General features: G+C 48.3%; 16 protein-coding genes and 1 pseudogene. 1 reads left to right on the top strand and 16 read right to left on the bottom strand.

The window, feature by feature from the left end:
- Window positions 1-194: 194 nt before the first annotated feature.
- From F1379_RS24155 to F1379_RS24090, 13 genes and pseudogenes are all read right to left on the bottom strand, one after another.
- Window positions 195-698, bottom strand: a complete 504-nt coding sequence (locus tag F1379_RS24155) for a DUF4411 family protein (protein WP_150274843.1) — start codon at window positions 696-698, stop codon at window positions 195-197.
- Window positions 695-1,846: an ImmA/IrrE family metallo-endopeptidase gene (locus F1379_RS24150; protein ID WP_150274841.1), complete on the bottom strand. Its 1,152-nt coding sequence runs from the start codon at window positions 1,844-1,846 to the stop codon at window positions 695-697. The genes F1379_RS24155 and F1379_RS24150 overlap by 4 nt, the downstream gene beginning before the upstream one ends.
- A 239-nt stretch (window positions 1,847-2,085) precedes the next feature.
- Window positions 2,086-2,216: pseudogene (locus tag F1379_RS24145) on the bottom strand (tRNA-dihydrouridine synthase); the annotation flags it as partial.
- A 38-nt stretch (window positions 2,217-2,254) separates the two neighbouring features.
- Window positions 2,255-3,535, bottom strand: a complete 1,281-nt coding sequence (locus F1379_RS24140; protein WP_150274838.1) for an McrC family protein — start codon at window positions 3,533-3,535, stop codon at window positions 2,255-2,257.
- A complete protein-coding gene (locus F1379_RS24135; RefSeq protein ID WP_150274836.1) occupies window positions 3,532-6,012 on the bottom strand; it encodes an AAA family ATPase in 2,481 nt (826 codons plus the stop codon). Before F1379_RS24135 ends, F1379_RS24140 begins: the two co-directional genes overlap by 4 nt.
- A gap of 317 nt (window positions 6,013-6,329) precedes the next feature.
- Window positions 6,330-6,596, bottom strand: a complete 267-nt coding sequence (locus F1379_RS30750) for a DUF3885 domain-containing protein (RefSeq protein ID WP_476739485.1) — start codon at window positions 6,594-6,596, stop codon at window positions 6,330-6,332.
- A 250-nt stretch (window positions 6,597-6,846) separates the two neighbouring features.
- Complete coding sequence (locus F1379_RS24120) at window positions 6,847-7,854, bottom strand: carbohydrate-binding protein (RefSeq protein ID WP_150274834.1); 1,008 nt, start codon at window positions 7,852-7,854, stop codon at window positions 6,847-6,849.
- A 388-nt stretch (window positions 7,855-8,242) separates the two neighbouring features.
- Entirely contained in the window at window positions 8,243-8,551 is a 309-nt protein-coding gene (locus F1379_RS24115; RefSeq protein ID WP_150274832.1) for a hypothetical protein, read from the bottom strand.
- 38 nt (window positions 8,552-8,589) lie between these two features.
- Window positions 8,590-9,210 carry a type 1 glutamine amidotransferase family protein gene (locus F1379_RS24110; protein WP_150274830.1) on the bottom strand — a complete coding sequence of 207 codons (621 nt, stop codon included), beginning with the start codon at window positions 9,208-9,210 and terminating at the stop codon, window positions 8,590-8,592.
- 112 nt (window positions 9,211-9,322) lie between these two features.
- Entirely contained in the window at window positions 9,323-9,892 is a 570-nt protein-coding gene (locus tag F1379_RS24105; RefSeq protein ID WP_150274828.1) for an SF0329 family protein, read from the bottom strand.
- A 111-nt stretch (window positions 9,893-10,003) separates the two neighbouring features.
- The gene (locus F1379_RS24100; RefSeq protein WP_150274826.1) at window positions 10,004-11,377 is read right to left on the bottom strand and encodes a YecA family protein; all 1,374 of its coding nucleotides are present in this window, start codon (window positions 11,375-11,377) and stop codon (window positions 10,004-10,006) included.
- A gap of 52 nt (window positions 11,378-11,429) precedes the next feature.
- Window positions 11,430-11,822 carry a hypothetical protein gene (locus tag F1379_RS24095; protein WP_150274824.1) on the bottom strand — a complete coding sequence of 131 codons (393 nt, stop codon included), beginning with the start codon at window positions 11,820-11,822 and terminating at the stop codon, window positions 11,430-11,432.
- Window positions 11,823-11,850: 28 nt separating this feature from the next.
- Window positions 11,851-12,840: a tRNA dihydrouridine synthase gene (locus F1379_RS24090; protein WP_150274822.1), complete on the bottom strand. Its 990-nt coding sequence runs from the start codon at window positions 12,838-12,840 to the stop codon at window positions 11,851-11,853.
- 210 nt (window positions 12,841-13,050) lie between these two features.
- Here F1379_RS24090 and F1379_RS24085 point away from each other — a divergent pair, with 210 nt between their 5' ends.
- A complete protein-coding gene (locus tag F1379_RS24085; RefSeq protein ID WP_203457169.1) occupies window positions 13,051-14,370 on the top strand; it encodes a C45 family autoproteolytic acyltransferase/hydrolase in 1,320 nt (439 codons plus the stop codon).
- A 218-nt stretch (window positions 14,371-14,588) separates the two neighbouring features.
- Here F1379_RS24085 and F1379_RS24080 read toward each other — a convergent pair whose 3' ends face one another.
- The 3 genes from F1379_RS24080 to F1379_RS30420 all read right to left on the bottom strand — a co-directional run bounded on the left by F1379_RS24080 (window position 14,589) and on the right by F1379_RS30420 (window position 16,130).
- Window positions 14,589-14,789, bottom strand: a complete 201-nt coding sequence (locus F1379_RS24080; RefSeq protein ID WP_239004790.1) for an AbrB/MazE/SpoVT family DNA-binding domain-containing protein — start codon at window positions 14,787-14,789, stop codon at window positions 14,589-14,591.
- 106 nt (window positions 14,790-14,895) lie between these two features.
- Complete coding sequence (locus tag F1379_RS24075) at window positions 14,896-15,684, bottom strand: SDR family NAD(P)-dependent oxidoreductase (protein ID WP_150274820.1); 789 nt, start codon at window positions 15,682-15,684, stop codon at window positions 14,896-14,898.
- 368 nt (window positions 15,685-16,052) lie between these two features.
- Complete coding sequence (locus F1379_RS30420; RefSeq protein ID WP_239004795.1) at window positions 16,053-16,130, bottom strand: hypothetical protein; 78 nt, start codon at window positions 16,128-16,130, stop codon at window positions 16,053-16,055.
- Between the last annotated feature and the right edge of the window lie 152 nt (window positions 16,131-16,282).

The raw sequence follows: 16,282 nt of genomic DNA, 5'->3' as shown, positions 1-16,282 counted from the left end.
CTCCATTTCTATAATTCGAATTGTTCTTGGCATAACTCCATAATTTCTTTTTATATTATACACTCTGTAAGAATACATATCTGAGACCAAATATATCATCAATTATTAAAAGTGCTTTTTAACAAGTAAAAAGGGGCATGAATATAATCATGTCCCTATCATTTAAAACTTACAAGTCCTTATACTTCAAAGCATTACCCTAGTCGAACGTTTAAACTCCGCATCATATCAAACGTATTAATAACGGGTATACGGTGCGCATCGCAAGCATTTGGGATCATTATTCTTTTTTTGGCTCCAGCCTTTGAAGCTTCGTGAGTAACAACAGTAAATTCATTAGCTTTAGCACAGGCGATAAGCCAGCTGTCGGCAACAGAAGCAAATTCCATCTTTGCCGCCTCTGTAAATTGTTCGCTTGTTGTAGCCCAGTTTATAACTTCTCTATAAGCATCTATAACCTTTAAATCCTGCGTTGGAAGAAACCATTCACCAAATTCCTGGTTGACCCATACTTTCAGTGCATCATCTTCTCCATAACCATCAATTTCACTTTTCACCCGGTCAATGCTCACAATCTGACCAGCCCTAGCCCTTTGGACTAACGCACTCCAGAATGATGGAGCGATATCAAATGAATAATATCTCTTGTAGGCTTCAACCAGAATATTAGTATCGATAAGGTATATAGAACCGCTCATATCTCTCCCCCGTAACCTAGACGTGCAGCAAAGTTCTCAAAAGTCTTTCCTTTTATACCCGTAAGTCTATACGCTTCTTGATAAAGGAGCCTTCCTTCCTTGGTCGCAGTTATTACGGCCTTTGCAAACCGCCTGCTAATTCTATAAGGCTGATTTAGGTAGAAGTCTCCACCTCCCGGTGATGTAGGATTCTCCAATACTCCCTTTAGATATCTGTTATTGTAAAAATCAAAGAATTCAGGACGTGTAATTAGTGTAAGATCTAACGATCTACGAGCTATGACAACTTCACTTACTTTGAAATGTCTTGCTAGTGTCTGATATCGATCAGCGTCATCTTGTAATGCAGGCCAAACTTTTCTTAATTCATCTTCCGGAACAAGAAATTCAGCTGCAACAAGATTGCACAGTCTTTCAATTTCAGCATCGGCTGGTTGGAGCTGATACAAATCAAATGCGGCACTCTCACCATACCAAACATGTGCTAATTCATGCGCCAATGTAAACATTTGAGCGGCTTTGCCGTCTGAGTTATTAACAAAAATCAAGGGGGCTAAATCATCTACGAGAACAAATCCTCTAAACTCATCGACATCCAGTTTACGTTTTGTATTATTACCTACGATACCATTTACCACTACGAGTATTCCGATATCCTCAATACGATTGATTAGCATCGTTAATGCAGCCTGCCAATTAGGACAGCTTGCCGACCACCCTCGTTCAAGCCCTAACTGTATCCGTATATCCTTTGCAATCTTCTTAGGGTCATGACGCCTGTCTCCTCTTCCAACAAAACTTAACCGGTCATAACCGATTTCACTTAAATAGTCTCGCATCCATTCCTGTCTTCGTTGCATTGTCTGTACTGTTTCGAGCAGGTTTGAACTCGGCGCTTCATTACCACGATCATTAGTTGTCCGATAATGTGGAACTGGTAGCTTTTCCTTGGGAGGTGCTGGCAAGAAGAATAGTCCTAAAGGAGTGGAAGTGAATTTCGAAATTTTCTCTAATTGATTGAATGTCGGTTGGCTTTCTTTATTAATCCATTGCCCCCACTTCGGAAACTCATCTTGAATTATGTTCTCTTTTCCCGCTCGTTGAGCTGCCCAATTCAATATGTCGGGACTTACTTCTACCTTGACCACACTCGCACCTCCTTTGAACTTTATTTTATGCTACATTGCAATTTTTTGAAACAAAAACATATGTGACTAGATCATTGTTTGAAATCCCAGGTTTATGTTAAATATTAGGATTTCTGATATAATTCATTAGCGGCTCCTGATGTATCTTTCCTGCTTATAGGCTCTATGTTTCCCGCTTTTATCCGGTTGATACACTCCTAGACCCATCCGCCTCATCTAATAAAAATACTGCGCCGCCTGTTGATATCTATGCCCTTGAAGCCTTCCTTCGCGAGGCCTATGCTCAACTGACGGAAGTATTTCGGCCTATCCCCCAGATATGTGCGACCATGGGCTGTTCGTTCTCGGTGAAAGTCATCAGCCTCCCCCTATGCTTCAGTACCACCTAAACTAAATCATCCGCCATGCTTAGACGCCTTTTACTAATTGAAGAGCGGCCGCTCTCAGTTCGCTGATGCGCTTCTCCGTCTGCCAGGCCAGAATCTGCTCGATCGGCAGGCTTCTCGCCACAACTCTGCCCTCATATTGTGTACCCTTCAGAAGCTCAATACAGATGCCGCCGTTGTCTGGCCTTCCCGCAAACTGCGGATACACAATGACAGATAGATGAGGGTCCGTTGTCTTATTGAAATACTGCGCATAGAAAGACAATTGAAAGAGATCCGCCGTATCCACTGGCTTACCGCCATAGTCTTTATACTTAACGTCCAATACCCGGCGCTCCTGTTCCGCTGTATCGTAAACAACCAGGTCCGGGATGACATGACGGTAGCTGGTGCCGTCCACTTGAACCGCATCGGTTACCCTGTGGGAAGCTTGTACTCTATAGTGCTCAGGCAGGTAGCGGTTAAGAAGTGTACCGACGAAATCCTCAAACAGCTTGTTCATATCGATCATCATAGAACAAAAGGAGGTGTCAGACGAGCGGTAGATATTATTCACGTTCAACTGGTCTACGATATATTTAGCGATTCTGTGGACTGGTTCATAATGGGCATTTAACCGGTGATAGTGGAACTCCGGCCACTTCCCCGAAGGATAAGGCTCGCACATCAGTCCGAACTCTGACCGGTACCTGTTAATTTTCCGGACGGTATCGGGACGCGCCTTAAAGCGCGACCCCGTTTCGAGAGCCAGCAGAATCACCTGGTTCTCGGGCTGGTTCGTGACCAGTTCGTCATACCGGCAGGCAATCCGGTTAGGGAAACCCTGATTTTCGCGCAGATTCCGGATAAGATCTGGACGTCCGCGCAGCACGGGGAGACTGTCCTCTTCGGTTACATAATCTTTCAGAATCCCTCTTTTCCATAGTTGATCCACCTGCTCCAGGAACAGACTGAGCAGCAGCTCAACCAGATCGTTCTTGCCCCATCCAGCGGAAGCCCTATGCCAGCGATAGGCAGGGAGACCTTCTACGAAGCCGATCATATCAAGAAGAGCCTCAAACCCTCTGTCAAACTTGGGCCTTATAGCAATTCTCGCCCGCTCCAGTTCAATGACACCGGCCCAGCTCAGCGTCCGAATCCGCAGCCCCTGCCTGAGTTCGTCGAAATAGAACCGCTTCTTCCCATGCTCCGCACTGTTGAGATCGGAGAGGGACTGGAGGTACTGCCGCTCCTGCTCCGTGAGCGAATAGCTTTCCAGAATACCTTCGCCGTATTCCGTTAAGTCCATAGACCGCTTCATCATTGCGCTTTAAACCTCTTGATTAACTCTGCCCCGAACACATCCTCATGCTGCTCGAACAGGGAAGTCCGAATCTCCATATGATCTGCGTCTATAAAGCTTTCACCTACGATTTCTGCCAAGAGACCATAATCATCAAAACAGTATTCCTGAATAAGCGGAATAATCTCGAGCTCGTAGACTTCCTTCAGATCCGCCAATGCAGTGAGCGGCTCCCCGTTCTTCATAAAGTAGGCGTGGCCAATTTGCTTATCACGTCCTTGAGTGTTCACGAGCGAGTTATTGAGAGATTTAAGGATATCACCGCTACTAATTCCAATATTATCGACTTCCTGCTTCAGCAAATCGTAACGAGGCATACACTCGATAAAGGCGAATCTCCGCTTCAAAGCGGCATCCATCATTTTGATGCTGCGGTCCGAGGTATTCATCGTAGCGATCAGGTGCAAATTCCCCGGAATCGAGAACGTTTCCTTGCTTTGCGGCAACCTTACCTCCACGCCCCGCTTGTCTTTTTCGAGCAGGGTGATCGTTTCACCGAAAATTTTCGCAACGTTGCCGCGGTTCAGCTCGTCGATGATCAGGAAATACGGTATTTTCGGATTTTCGCGGGCTTTTTCGCACATTCTCATGAGCAGTCCCTTTTCTAACCTGAAGGCAACTGAACCGTTTTCACCGGGTGCCGGCTTATACCCTTCGATAAAGTCCTCGTAATTGAACGACGGGTGAAAGGTACAGAGCTCCACGTTCTGCTGTTCCGGCATGTCCAGCCACTCTGCCGCCTTTTGGTCGCCGTTCTCCAGCAAATAATCACGGACCCATTCCGTGAACTCTTCCGTTACCTCGAACATGGAGCCCCGGTTGTTCATTTTTCCGGCCTGGGTGCTCAGATACTCTGGTGTATGTTTAAAATCATTGTAGGGAATCGCCTGCTCAAACCGTATGCTTCCTTTTACATGCAAATGCTCTCCGTCAAAAGGTGCCGTCACCTGGGCAAAGCCCACCAGACCATTATCCTTGCCTGAACCTTTGTAGCACAAAATCTTGTCGCCCTGCTGGGCGCCGAGAAAATTCCGTTTGACACTTCTCAGCGTCCATGGAACTGTTCCCCCATTGTTAAGGATACTTTCCCATTGAAAATCAAAATTTGCCGAGGCAATCATCAACCATACCTTAGCCGGCCTTCCGGGATTCGGGTTCATAATCTTGGCCTTCTCATGCTTCCATTCGATGTATTTTCTAGCCATGAACGTCTTCCCCGTTCCTGGAGGTCCATACAGAATGCATTGGCCTTTCCGCTCAAGCGCCTGTTCCAGCTTCGCAAAGAAACGCTCGTCCTCTTCAGTGTATTCAGCCGCTGCCCTTTGTACCGGTTTGTTCTGATCCGTTACGTTTGTCCACTCCAGAACCTGCTTTTTCGACAGTTCATATACGGTTTTCATAGCCCAGTATTTTTGAGCGGGTATCTCAAGCGGCTGGTCATAGACCTTGTCCCATTTCACAGTTAACGTATGCTTCTGATCATTCAATTCCGGCCGAAACCTATATCCAGGCTCAATAACAGTACCCATCGCGAGTATGGATGATATGCCTTTATTCGCAATGATCCTGTCGCCTGCCTTCATGTTATAAAAAAGCCAAACTTCGTTCGCCTTTTCAGTAACTTTACTTGGTGAATCTTGATAATAGTGAGTTTGAAAGGCACTCTTGAATTCTTCAAAATCTGCATACTCGTTAAGATCGCCTATATCATCCCAGCCGATGGAGATATATCCGCCATCCCTGCAATCCGTCCATAATGCCGCGTCTTTTCCAGGGGAGATCTTATAAAATTTCTCCGCCCGCAGTACGGTGTCATAAAGAAAATCTTTAATCTTGACGGGATGCCAGTTTCGAAAAGGCTCCTGTGCCCTCACGGCCTGGTTTAGCATTCTGCTGCAGGCGACATTATCTTTCCCCACCCACTCGGCGGAAGTATAACCAAATTCGGCAAGGGCGGTATGGAGGCTATCCAACTGGTAAATGGGCAGATAATCATCCGGATGGTACAGAAAAAGCAATTTGCCCCGTACCATATTGGCGCGGTGGAGGAGGTTATCGGTACTCAGCTCAAAGCCTTCGTCATTACTCCAATCCATCAGCTCCACAATATCCGAGCGCAGCTTTAGCCATGCCTCCTGGAGACTACTGAAACCGGCCGGATACTTCCAGGAGGAATACTTTTTGCTGTAAAAAATGATGTGTTTGGCCGCAACCCCACCCTTGATGCTGCCAAGGGGGATCGTGTTGTATTCCAACCACCAGCTGAGCGAACCGGTTGCAGTTTTCCCCAGCGCATATTCCTCCACGGAAAGGTCCGCAAAGGACTCCTTCGGAAAACGGGCGAGAAATTCCTTATGTAGCTGTATCGTTCCGTCCAGTGCCTGATGATCATATTGTTCGTCGAATGCTTTTGAAAGCTCCATCCATGATTTTTCCACTTGTCCCAACCGCCTTTTTATTTGTTAGGCGGAGAGCCTAAGGGAGTCTCCACCGCCACATCCATAGTTAGTTCTGTATAACGTAGACCGTTGCCATAAAAACATGCCGTCACAAAACTTCTATCCCGCTTATTTATTTTCCTGCATTTCCCTAAGATTTCCTAGTAACCGATACGACGTTCCTTTTCAACGGTATACCTTAGTGGGAATAACCATACATAGTAAGAGCCATGTAGATAGGTCTACATGGCTCGGTCATAATTTAGTATCCACTCATTTCGTTTCAAATACAGTTCTTTTAGCTACAGTTCTTTTAGCTACAGTTCTTTTAGCACTTCCTTGGAATTAGAAACAACATGTAATCCCCGACTATCGTAAAAATGAAAAACTGTATTTCTGGATGTGTTTACAAAGTAGATACCGTAAAGTGAAAATAGGATTTTTCTATATTTCAAGTCAGAACCTCTACACTTTAGAACAAACCGATAAGACTCCCAACCGTCGTCCTCCTCATCATACTTATGAAGTCTTTTACAGCAAAGACTGCGAATAATCCTCTGATCCTTAAATGCATGGTCTCTTATCCCGAAATTACCACCGTACTTTGAATAGACAATTTCCTTTGCAAGTACGCCTTCAGATATAGTTCCACACAGCAGCCCACCTGTTCAACGGATTCAGGGTCATCGCCCAGGTCGTCATATTGTTAAGGTTCTAGCTCAAATGATAGCCCAATCCCCGCCGTAAATCCATGAAATTCCAACCCTTCACTCCCTGCGTGACGCAAAAATAAAGACGCCAAGGGAAATCCCCCAGCGTCTTGAGGCCTTTCTATTAATTCTTGCCGCCATACCCCTGGTAGGTAGCGTAAACGGCATTGGCATATTGATCGGCCAGAATAGGACGGCCATAGGAATCGGTAGCACCCGGATACCAGTAGTCCCCTCCGTTATAGTGCAATAATCCGTTGTATATATTTCCGAACCGAACGATCTTTTCATCCAAAATCAATGCGCCCATGCATACCTGATCCTGTTCACTGCTGTGATTATAGCTGCGGCCGAATTTGGCACTGAATTGCGATAGATAGGCATTGCGTGTGTTCGGTTCTACCTGCATTAATCCGTCACCGGCTGATGGACTGCCCGGCAGACCTGCTCCAAAGCTGCTTTCCTTTTTGATAACCGCACTTAAGAGTAGAGCAAAATCGCCCCCTTTACCGAATGCATTGTCTACATTCATGACATAGGTCCAGATGTGACTTGGAACCTCGGAAGGCTTGGTTACAGAAGCAGGCGGTGAACCGGTATAGATCTTAACCGAGCTCATCTTGTCATTGACCGTATCGCCAACCCAGGAGGAATTTGCAGTATAGGTCCATTTGGTTCCGCCAAAGTTATCATTCTCATATACTTCAACCGTCCAGCCGCCAGGAACCTTAAGCGATGACATCCAGTCATTCGGAATTCCTGCTGCGTTCAACTGAGACAGTACATAGTTACCTGTTCCAAGAGTTACTGCCTTGCCGCCATAATTGATATCTGCATAGAAGGTGACTCCGTTGGTTGCCGGGGGTGGCGTTGGTGTGGGTGTCGTTGGTGTTCCGCTCTTCCATAAGGCAGGAACATTGGATGGCTCCCAGCCTGCGAGGGAGGTATGTGCCTGAAGACAGGTATACGTACTTCCGCTATAGGTCACTGTATCATTTACTGCATATGCAGTATTTGGCGCCCATGCCCCTCTGGCGGCCGCGTTTGCAGGCGATAAAGCTGTGAAGTAAAGGGATAGAAATACGGCTACCACTACCACAAGGGACAAGGCTTTCGCGGGAACTTTTTTCAAACTCTTAAGCCTCCTTTATTGGGTTTACCGGTTTCGCCCATAAGGCGATCCACAGATATATCTTATTTTTGTTTGTAAAAAAATTCCATTCTCCATAAACTTTAGCCGGTTGCCTCCAAAGTAAAAAGCTCCACTGACATCGCCGTCAGTAGAGCTTTCCTGGAGCTTGTAGCTATTCATCAGAAGAATGATCAGCCCGGGAAGGCCGGGAAACCGCCGCCGCCCCCATCATCAGCGTATTCACCCGGAATCATCTCATAGGTTACGTTCTGTGCAGGCATTGGGAGTGAACGGATGTCCATATTTTCGATCTCCGGGCCGCCATCTACTGCTCTCCACCCAAGAACCTTGCTTATATGGACTGGCGTTTGCCGCAGACGAGTAATTTTCACACAAACCCATCTTCAGGCTCACCAACATCAAAACCCAGTACTTGTGTTGCTTCTGATTTAAACCTCTCGATCCAGGAATCCCAATCGCTCTTAGTCATCTGTGCATAGAAGGATAACCCGCTTAGCTCAACGGAGGCCTCAATATACACATCATCCTTTTCCTGGCCGAACCAATAGGGAATCCCATTGTGATACCCGATCCAGCCAGGCATAGCCTTATAGATATCGGCAACCTTACGCCACATTTCATCAGGCAGATCATGCCATATATTCAGATTACATTGATGCGCGCTTATTCTATTCATTTGCCCTCCCCTTAGCCTAAGACTTATAGCAATTATACTCACATCCCCATCAACTCATAGAAATACTTAGGCTCGTGAGTCTTGTTAAGGTTATACCAGGCACCTAATCTATTAGAAGGAAAGACATCCAGGGCTTTCAGGACGTGAACGGTAAACTCCAGCGGAGCCAGTCCAGATGCGGTAATCAGCCTTCCATCCGTTACAGCAGGCTGAGGTTGATAGAGCGGTTCGCCGGTGTACGCGGGGCAGGTCATCTTCAGATACTCCAGATCATTGCTCGTGTGCGCCCGTGAATTCAGCAAGCCTGCCTGCGCAAGTCCTGCGGTAGCCCCGCAGATTGCGGCAACCCAGAGATTTTCCTCTAAATAACGCTTGGCGGTTTGCAGGACGGGCTCGTGCATGGCTTCTGTCCATGTCTCCCCGCCCGGTAAAATCAGCATATCCGCACCTGTCATGCTGCACTCCTGCAGGCTGATGTCAGGCAGAATTGTTAATCCGCCCATTGTAGTGATAGCGGACTTGTCTATCCCTACGGTAACTATTGTAGAAGCGGCTTGCCCCTCTTTATAGTATCTTCCCGAGTTCAGTTCAGCCGTCAGGTATCCTATCTCCCAGTCTGCCATGGTGTCGAACACATATAGATATACGGTATGGTTCATGTATAGCTCCTCCTGCAATGTAATACCTGTATAATAAAACAGCTCCACTGACATCCGCTGTCAGTGAAGCTTTTATAGCCGGTAATATTCTGTTAGTGGGACACGCCGGAATTCAGCATCCACCCCGCCGCAGCTCATAGAAATACTGCACCGCCGGATGCTTCATCCTCATCTTCTCCCTCATGCCTAGAATCCGCTTTTTTCCCACTCGCTTGTCCACCAGGGCCAGAATGTTCAGCAGGATATCGCTGCTCTCCAGGCTCTCCTCAATAGGCGTAGTCAGGAACTTATTCGCGACAACGTTGAAATTCGATTTAGTTAAGGCCGCCTGTGCGGACAACAGCTCTTTGGCAAGCTCTGTGCTTAGTCTGTTCCGGGCCATGATGATCAGGCGATCCTCCGGCACGGTTCCCTTATTAGCTTGTCTGATCGATTCAATGTCGTCACTGCTTACAGGAATCTGGATGTCCGGATCGTTCTTGATCTCCAGCTCCGTCTGATACCAGCGGATGAAGGTGGACTTATCGTTCATGTTGAGGATGTTCTTCTTATCTACCGAGATGTAACAGGTCCCCGATTTATCCGGTGAATAGCGGTAAGCGGGTGCGCGGTATTCGATCCTTCCATGTAGCGCAGGGCTGAGAAAGCTCTCCAGCTGTTGCTTCAATTTGCTCCAGGACATGATATCCCCCTTCCTATAGAAACAGAGGAAAGGCTTGCTGGCTCCGGGCAGGTTACCCTTTCCATTCATCCGTTCCTCGATGTTGGTGTGTTATTTATTTTATAAATGCCATCATCCGGTAAACGGGCTCTCAGGCAACCCTAGCGCTATCCGTAAAAGGTTCAGGTTAGGGAATTGCGGATTGTGTACGTACTGCTTAAATTCTCTTCTCCGAACGAGCATTTCCACACTTAGCTCAGGGTGCTTCTCTTGTTCAACCTGGATTCCTTGCAATAGCAAGGGCAGATTGCCGTAGTCCGTAATCTCTTGCTCGGAGAGGTCTAATTCGGTTATGATGTTGTAGCTTTTAACAGTATAGTCTTGGGGAAATTGATGAGCTTCCCGTTGTTCATCCACCAGGGTCAGACCGCCAGCTGCAGACAGCTCCGACTCCAGCAGCTCCAGTACAGCTTCAAGCTCTGCACCCTGCCAGCCATGAACGGTTACTCCCTGTCTGTCCATTTCAATAGTAGCGAGACTCTCCAGGACATGGACTTCGTCCAGGCCAAGACGTTCCCGGCGGTCCGCTGGTATTGCAGCCCATACCCCGTCCAGTTTCTCTGCCCGGCTAATGATAATGTTATCCTCTGCAGGGTCCGTCCCCGGTGACAGGATATATTCGTCTTTTCTCTCAAGCAGCATGTCCGCCAACAGCTTGGGATGCTCACAAGTATATTCCCGCGTTACATAGGTGTGCTCCCTCATGTCCTTCAGAGTGCCGGCCGGCTTATTCTGTCCATTGTTAATTTGGCTGCATAAATTGAGCATCGCCGGATAGTTCGCGGCCAGGATGTCCGCAGGTGCCAGCTTCTGTCCTGAAGCCTGTATAGTTTCTTCCTGCAGCTGCCCTACCCGGGTCCTTACCGCCGCTTCCACATCCGGGTGACCCCACGAAAACACCCCATGAATACACCAATCCTCTATATAGGGCTCAAGCATTCCGATGGATACGGTCCAGGGAGGAAGCTTCGGCATCGTTTCACAGTACGGCATACGGTACCTTGCTTCAGACCAAATGTCCTCAATGATCAAGCCTTGCTCATATTGGTCCACCAGCTTATAGCAGGACAGCTTCATGTCCCGCCATCTTTCAAGCATCTCCCGGTCCTCCCCGGAATATCTCTGGCCTCTCTCTTCCAGAAACCATTCGATCCCGCGCAGACCGTTATCATATACTTGATAGAAATAAGCCTGCATGTCGCCGGCCCCGTTTCTGTAATAGCCTAAAGAGGAGTCAAAGGGTTTATATTTCTGATGGTCGAATGCCCACTCACCGCCCTGCTTTTGAGCCACAAAGGTATACAAGTCATACGTCAATTTTTGTTTCCGCTCAAAAAACCGCCGGCTCTTCGCCTCCAGCGTCTGAGTCTCCGATTGCTTCAGCATGCAGCATTGCTTGTACTTTTTCCCGCTTCCACAAGGACAAGGGTCATTTCTTCCTGCCATGGTATACGCTCCTTCAAGATAAGTATAATGAAGATTCCTGAGTTCCCCCGGATCAGGGGCCAAACCAGGCATTTCCTTCAATAAAGCTCAGACATTCCGCAAGCTTGCCCTCATACAATGCGACCCATTGCCCGTTGTGGCGCTGAAACGCTGCCTCGCATTGGTCTCCGCGCGCATCGAATAGTGTAATGCGTGCCATCGGATACTCTGCATACTTGCCTTCAATTAAGGGTTTGATGAATTGAATCTCCGGGTTATCCCAGCCATACTGTTCATACAGGCGATGCAAATAGATTCTTCCCGCCTTGATCTCAACACGATACACCTTTCCGCTTAAATCCGGGGAGTCCGCTATGGCTTGCATAACGCTCGCTTCAAGTCTTGATTTATCGGCTGCCGTCAATTTAGCCGGCTTGGGATTATACGACCAACGCTTATTCGTCAAGGTTTCCCGCCTCCTTTAACCTGATAGCTTAATCTCCAAGCTCCTCCGCCCCGTCGTGCTCCTTATTCGCAAAATCCTCCAGCAGCGCACGCGCTTCGCTTGTGGACCTGGTGTTCATTAAGTGGTTTCGCAGCTCGCTGGCCCCGCGGAATCCGCGAACGTATATTTTGAAGAAGCGGGTCAGAGGGCGGTACGAGCGCTGCTCCAGCGCCGAATATTGATCATAGAGATCCAGGTGCAGCCGCAGCAGGTCCAGCAACTCGCTACTGCTGTGTTCCCTCGGCTCCTGCTCAAAGGCATACGGATTATGAAAAATCCCCCGCCCGATCATAATCCCGTCCACCCCGTACTCCTCCGCGAGCTTAAGGCCGGTCTGACGGTCAGGAATATCCCCGTTAATGGTCAGCAGGGTATGCGGCGCCACCTCATCGCGGAGCTTCTTGATCTCCGGAATCAGCTCCCAGTGGGCATCCACCTTGCTCATTTCCTCTCTGGTGCGCAGATGAATGGACAGATTCACAATATCCTGCTGCAAAATATGGGTTAACCAGCCGCGCCATTCGTCTACGCTGGTGAAGCCGAGCCTTGTCTTGACGCTGACGGGCAGTCCCCCGGCTTTGGCCGCCTGGATGAGCTCCGCTGCCAGCTCGGGACGGCAGATCAGGCCGCTTCCCTTGCCGTTCTCGGCTACATTCGCAACAGGGCAGCCCATGTTGATATCGATGCCTCGGAAGCCTTCCTGCGCGAGGCCGATGCTCATCTGCCGGAAGTATTCCGGCTTATCGCCCCAGATATGCGCGACCATGGGCTGTTCATCCTCGGTGAACGTCAGCCGCCCGCGCACACTATGGTTCCCCTCCGGGTGACAATAGCTCTCCGTATTCGCAAACTCTGTGAAGAATACATCCGGTCTGCCCGCTTCACTCACAACATGGCGGAACACTACATCCGTCACATCCTCCATGGGCGCCAGGATAAAAAATGGCCGTGGCAACTCACGCCAGAAATTCGTTGTCATCTCGAAAACCTCTCTATGAATACCGGGAAACATCCTTCCCGAAGTAGTAGACTAACTTGTTGATATCCTTGCTTTTAGATACAGCATGTTAAAGCTTCACATAATAAACGACAGGTTGTGTTAAGGTTTAGACACTTCCACAAGTATATCATAATCCGGAGCGAAGCATCCTTCCCCAATATCTTCACATCTGGAGGGGCTGCTGCACCGATGCCTACAACTTGCCGCACCGGCGGCGGAATGGAGATGAAGATGAAGAAATACTTAAGGCTAGGCCTAGTTCTCATGCTGGCCGTGAATGTAGCTGGTTGTTCTAATGGTAAGGCGGCTGGTGTATCCAAAGAGCCTGTCTCGATGGTTAATAAGGGCAGCCACTTTGAGGTGGTCCTTGATTATACTGCGGGCACATCCCATTATGACATGGGAAAGGCCTATGGTGCGGCGATCCTTGAAGCGGTGCCGGATTATGAAAGCCTTTTCGATTCCTATCTGGCGGATATGACCAGGGACAACCAGGATCTTGACTTTCTTTTAGGACGAGTAAAAGATATCAAGCCGCAAATGGAACAGGATTATGTGGATGAAATCGAAGGGATCGCCTCCAATTTCTCAGGAGGGACCGACAGCATCAGAGGAGACGGGAAGCTTTCTGCGGAGGAGCTGTTCCTGATCAATCTATTTCCGGATGTGGGCAGAGGCACCCAATGTTCAGCGGTTAGTGTATACGGACAGCGGTCTGAGACCCGTGAGACCATTACGGCGAGAATTCTGGATTGGTATAATGGCACGAAGAATCAGCTGTCCAGAATGCATGCGGTCGTTACGTACAAGAATGATGATAAATCCATCGTGACGATTGGCTATTTAGGGTTTATGGGGACGGTTTCGGGATTTAATGATGACAAGGTCTTTGGGGCGATTCTGGATGCAGCGACGGGGGCTGCGTATTCTTCCTCCTCGAAATATTCGTATCCAATGGATTTGCGGTATGCGCTGGAGCATTATCAGACGATGGATGAGGTTGCGGCTTATCTGACCTCCCCCGATCGGGAGTATGCATTTAGCCATCTAATCTTTATGAGTGATCCATCCGAAAGCAAGGTGCTGGAGAACAATGTAAGCGGGCAGGCCAACAGCCTTCGTAACGTCCGGACAGAAGGGTCCGAATTCAACGGCAAGATCGTCTGGGGGATCAGTGACTCGATAGGAAGTGTGAACTCATTTTTGTTAAAAGGTAACTTTAATAACCACTCCTTGAACTTATTCAACACCGCAAGGTTTGAGAGTATGAAGGATGCGCTTGAGTCCAAAGGAGAAGAAGTAACCGTAGATGAGCTGAAGTCCGTGGCCTCCTACTACGGCGGGGAAGCCCCCGGAGAGCAAACGAATGGGGATCTATATAATCTGGGGACACAGCAAATTATTATTTTTGAGCCAGGCGAGCTGAAGCTGGAGGTGTTCTTCCGGCCTATGGATAATGTGCTGCCGGCGGTTCCGCAGTTTGAGGAGATTGATGTGGATTTGGATTGAATAAACTTTCTCTCCAAAAAGAAATAGACCGCACTATCCCAAGGAACCGGTCTATCTCATGACTGCTATTCCGAAGCCGCCGCCCTTAATGCGGCTATTGCAAAAGGGGAGTCGTGTTGGCGCACGGCTCTCTTTGCATTTTACGATATTTCTGCCTTTATTATAATGGGCAAATCCCGCAATTACCAGGTCGCCGCGCTCCGGCTCGTACCTGCCCGTCACCCTGCTTCCCGTCCTTGTATTTCACCAGTAGAAACCTCTTTATGGAGATTATCCGGCGTGACCCTGGAAAGAATCTCGTCCAGTGTTGCCGACTTCGGCTTGATTACAAGCTGCCCATCCTCCACATCGAGTTCGACTTCAGAGCCTTCTTCAATACCGACCTTCAAGGCAAGGGACTTTGGGATGCGAATGCCCAAGCTATTCCCCTATTTTTGGACCTGAAACATAAAACCGCCCCCTAAATTGTCTAAACACATCTCCTTTGCAAGTCAATCAATGGATGCGGTGTTGGGCCTCTTTGATCTAAATCAGCCTGTCCTTACGGAAGCCCGCCGTCATAAAACGCCATGCAGCCTTTCGGTTGGTCAGCCAGGCGATTTGAGCGCCATTCTTGGTGTTGCTGAGTATTCTGGGTACGAGGAATTTGGCGACCGTCTCCGGTTTGTCTGCCAATATATTAAATATCCTTCTGAACCTCTCATCCGAGATGACCTCCGATGGATCACCGTCGGGCGTCCGTGTGATAAAATCTGTCAGCATCATGCCGGGAGATAGCCTCCCTGCCAGGATTCCTGTGCCTTCCAGTTCTTTGGTTAGCCCCTTCATAAAATACGTTAATGCGTGCTTAGTGGTACCGTACAATATGGTCTTGGGCTGGATCATATTGTTGGAGCCCAGACCCTCCATGCTGTATATCGCCCCATGCCCCTGCTTTATCATCCCCGCTGCCGCAATCTGTGAACCGTATATCATGCCTGTAATATTGGTCTTTATAATATTCTCCGTGTAAGATTCGCCCGTTTCCCACGCATACCTATGCGGCGCATTTTGCCCCGCGTTGTTGATCCAGATATCTACCCTGCCCCATTGATCCTGAGAAGTGTCCCAGAGGTTCTGGAGACTTGCTTTGTTTTGGACGTTGCATGGGACATAAGTGTATTTCCCCTCAAAGGGCAAAAGTGACGCGGCAGCCGCTTCCGGTAACCTTTCACCTCTGCCAGACAGGGTAACATTACATCCGGCCCGCAGAAACTCCATTGCCATAGAGAACCCGATTCCCCGTGTACTGCCGGTTATCACTATATTTTTCAATGAAAATCCCCCTTCATCGTCCTCATTGAAGATACACCCGTTCCTGCAAATATTCTATAGGTTTACCTTTTCTCCTCTAGCGGCACAATATCCTTCTCGAAAATAACTATTCTAGAATAAAAAGGGAGGATGCTGGGAGAACATTTATTGCGGGACTATCGCAGAAAGTTGGCAGCTATGGCGGTCCTAATATCGTTCAAAAACAGCATAGTACGATAATCAGGAAACACAAAAAAAGAGGGGCAGCATCCCTCTAGCTATATCCTCAAACATAAAACCGCCCCTAAATTGTATAAACATAGTATCCTTGTGAGTCAATCACCGAACATTCAGCGCGAAGACTATCACAGCACCACCAGCCCCGTTGCCTACTGCGCCCAAACCAAATAAAAAAGAAGCGGATGATCGCCTGCACCCAAGGACATCTCGAACAAGTCCGCTCCCATCTGGCCCATCTGGGCAAAAAAGCTGCCGTAAAACCCGATCACCTGGCCGTACAGCCGTCCATTACGTCGCCCAACACCTTGTCCACGACGAAATCCCAAATGAACATAAAGGGTACATCATCTCCCGTTTGGCAATTTTTGAATTAGCAGTT

The sequence above is a fragment of the Paenibacillus tepidiphilus genome (assembly GCF_008635795.1).
GTDB lineage: Bacteria > Bacillota > Bacilli > Paenibacillales > Paenibacillaceae > Paenibacillus_AQ > Paenibacillus_AQ tepidiphilus.
This window is presented reverse-complemented; position numbering and strand designations above follow the sequence as displayed.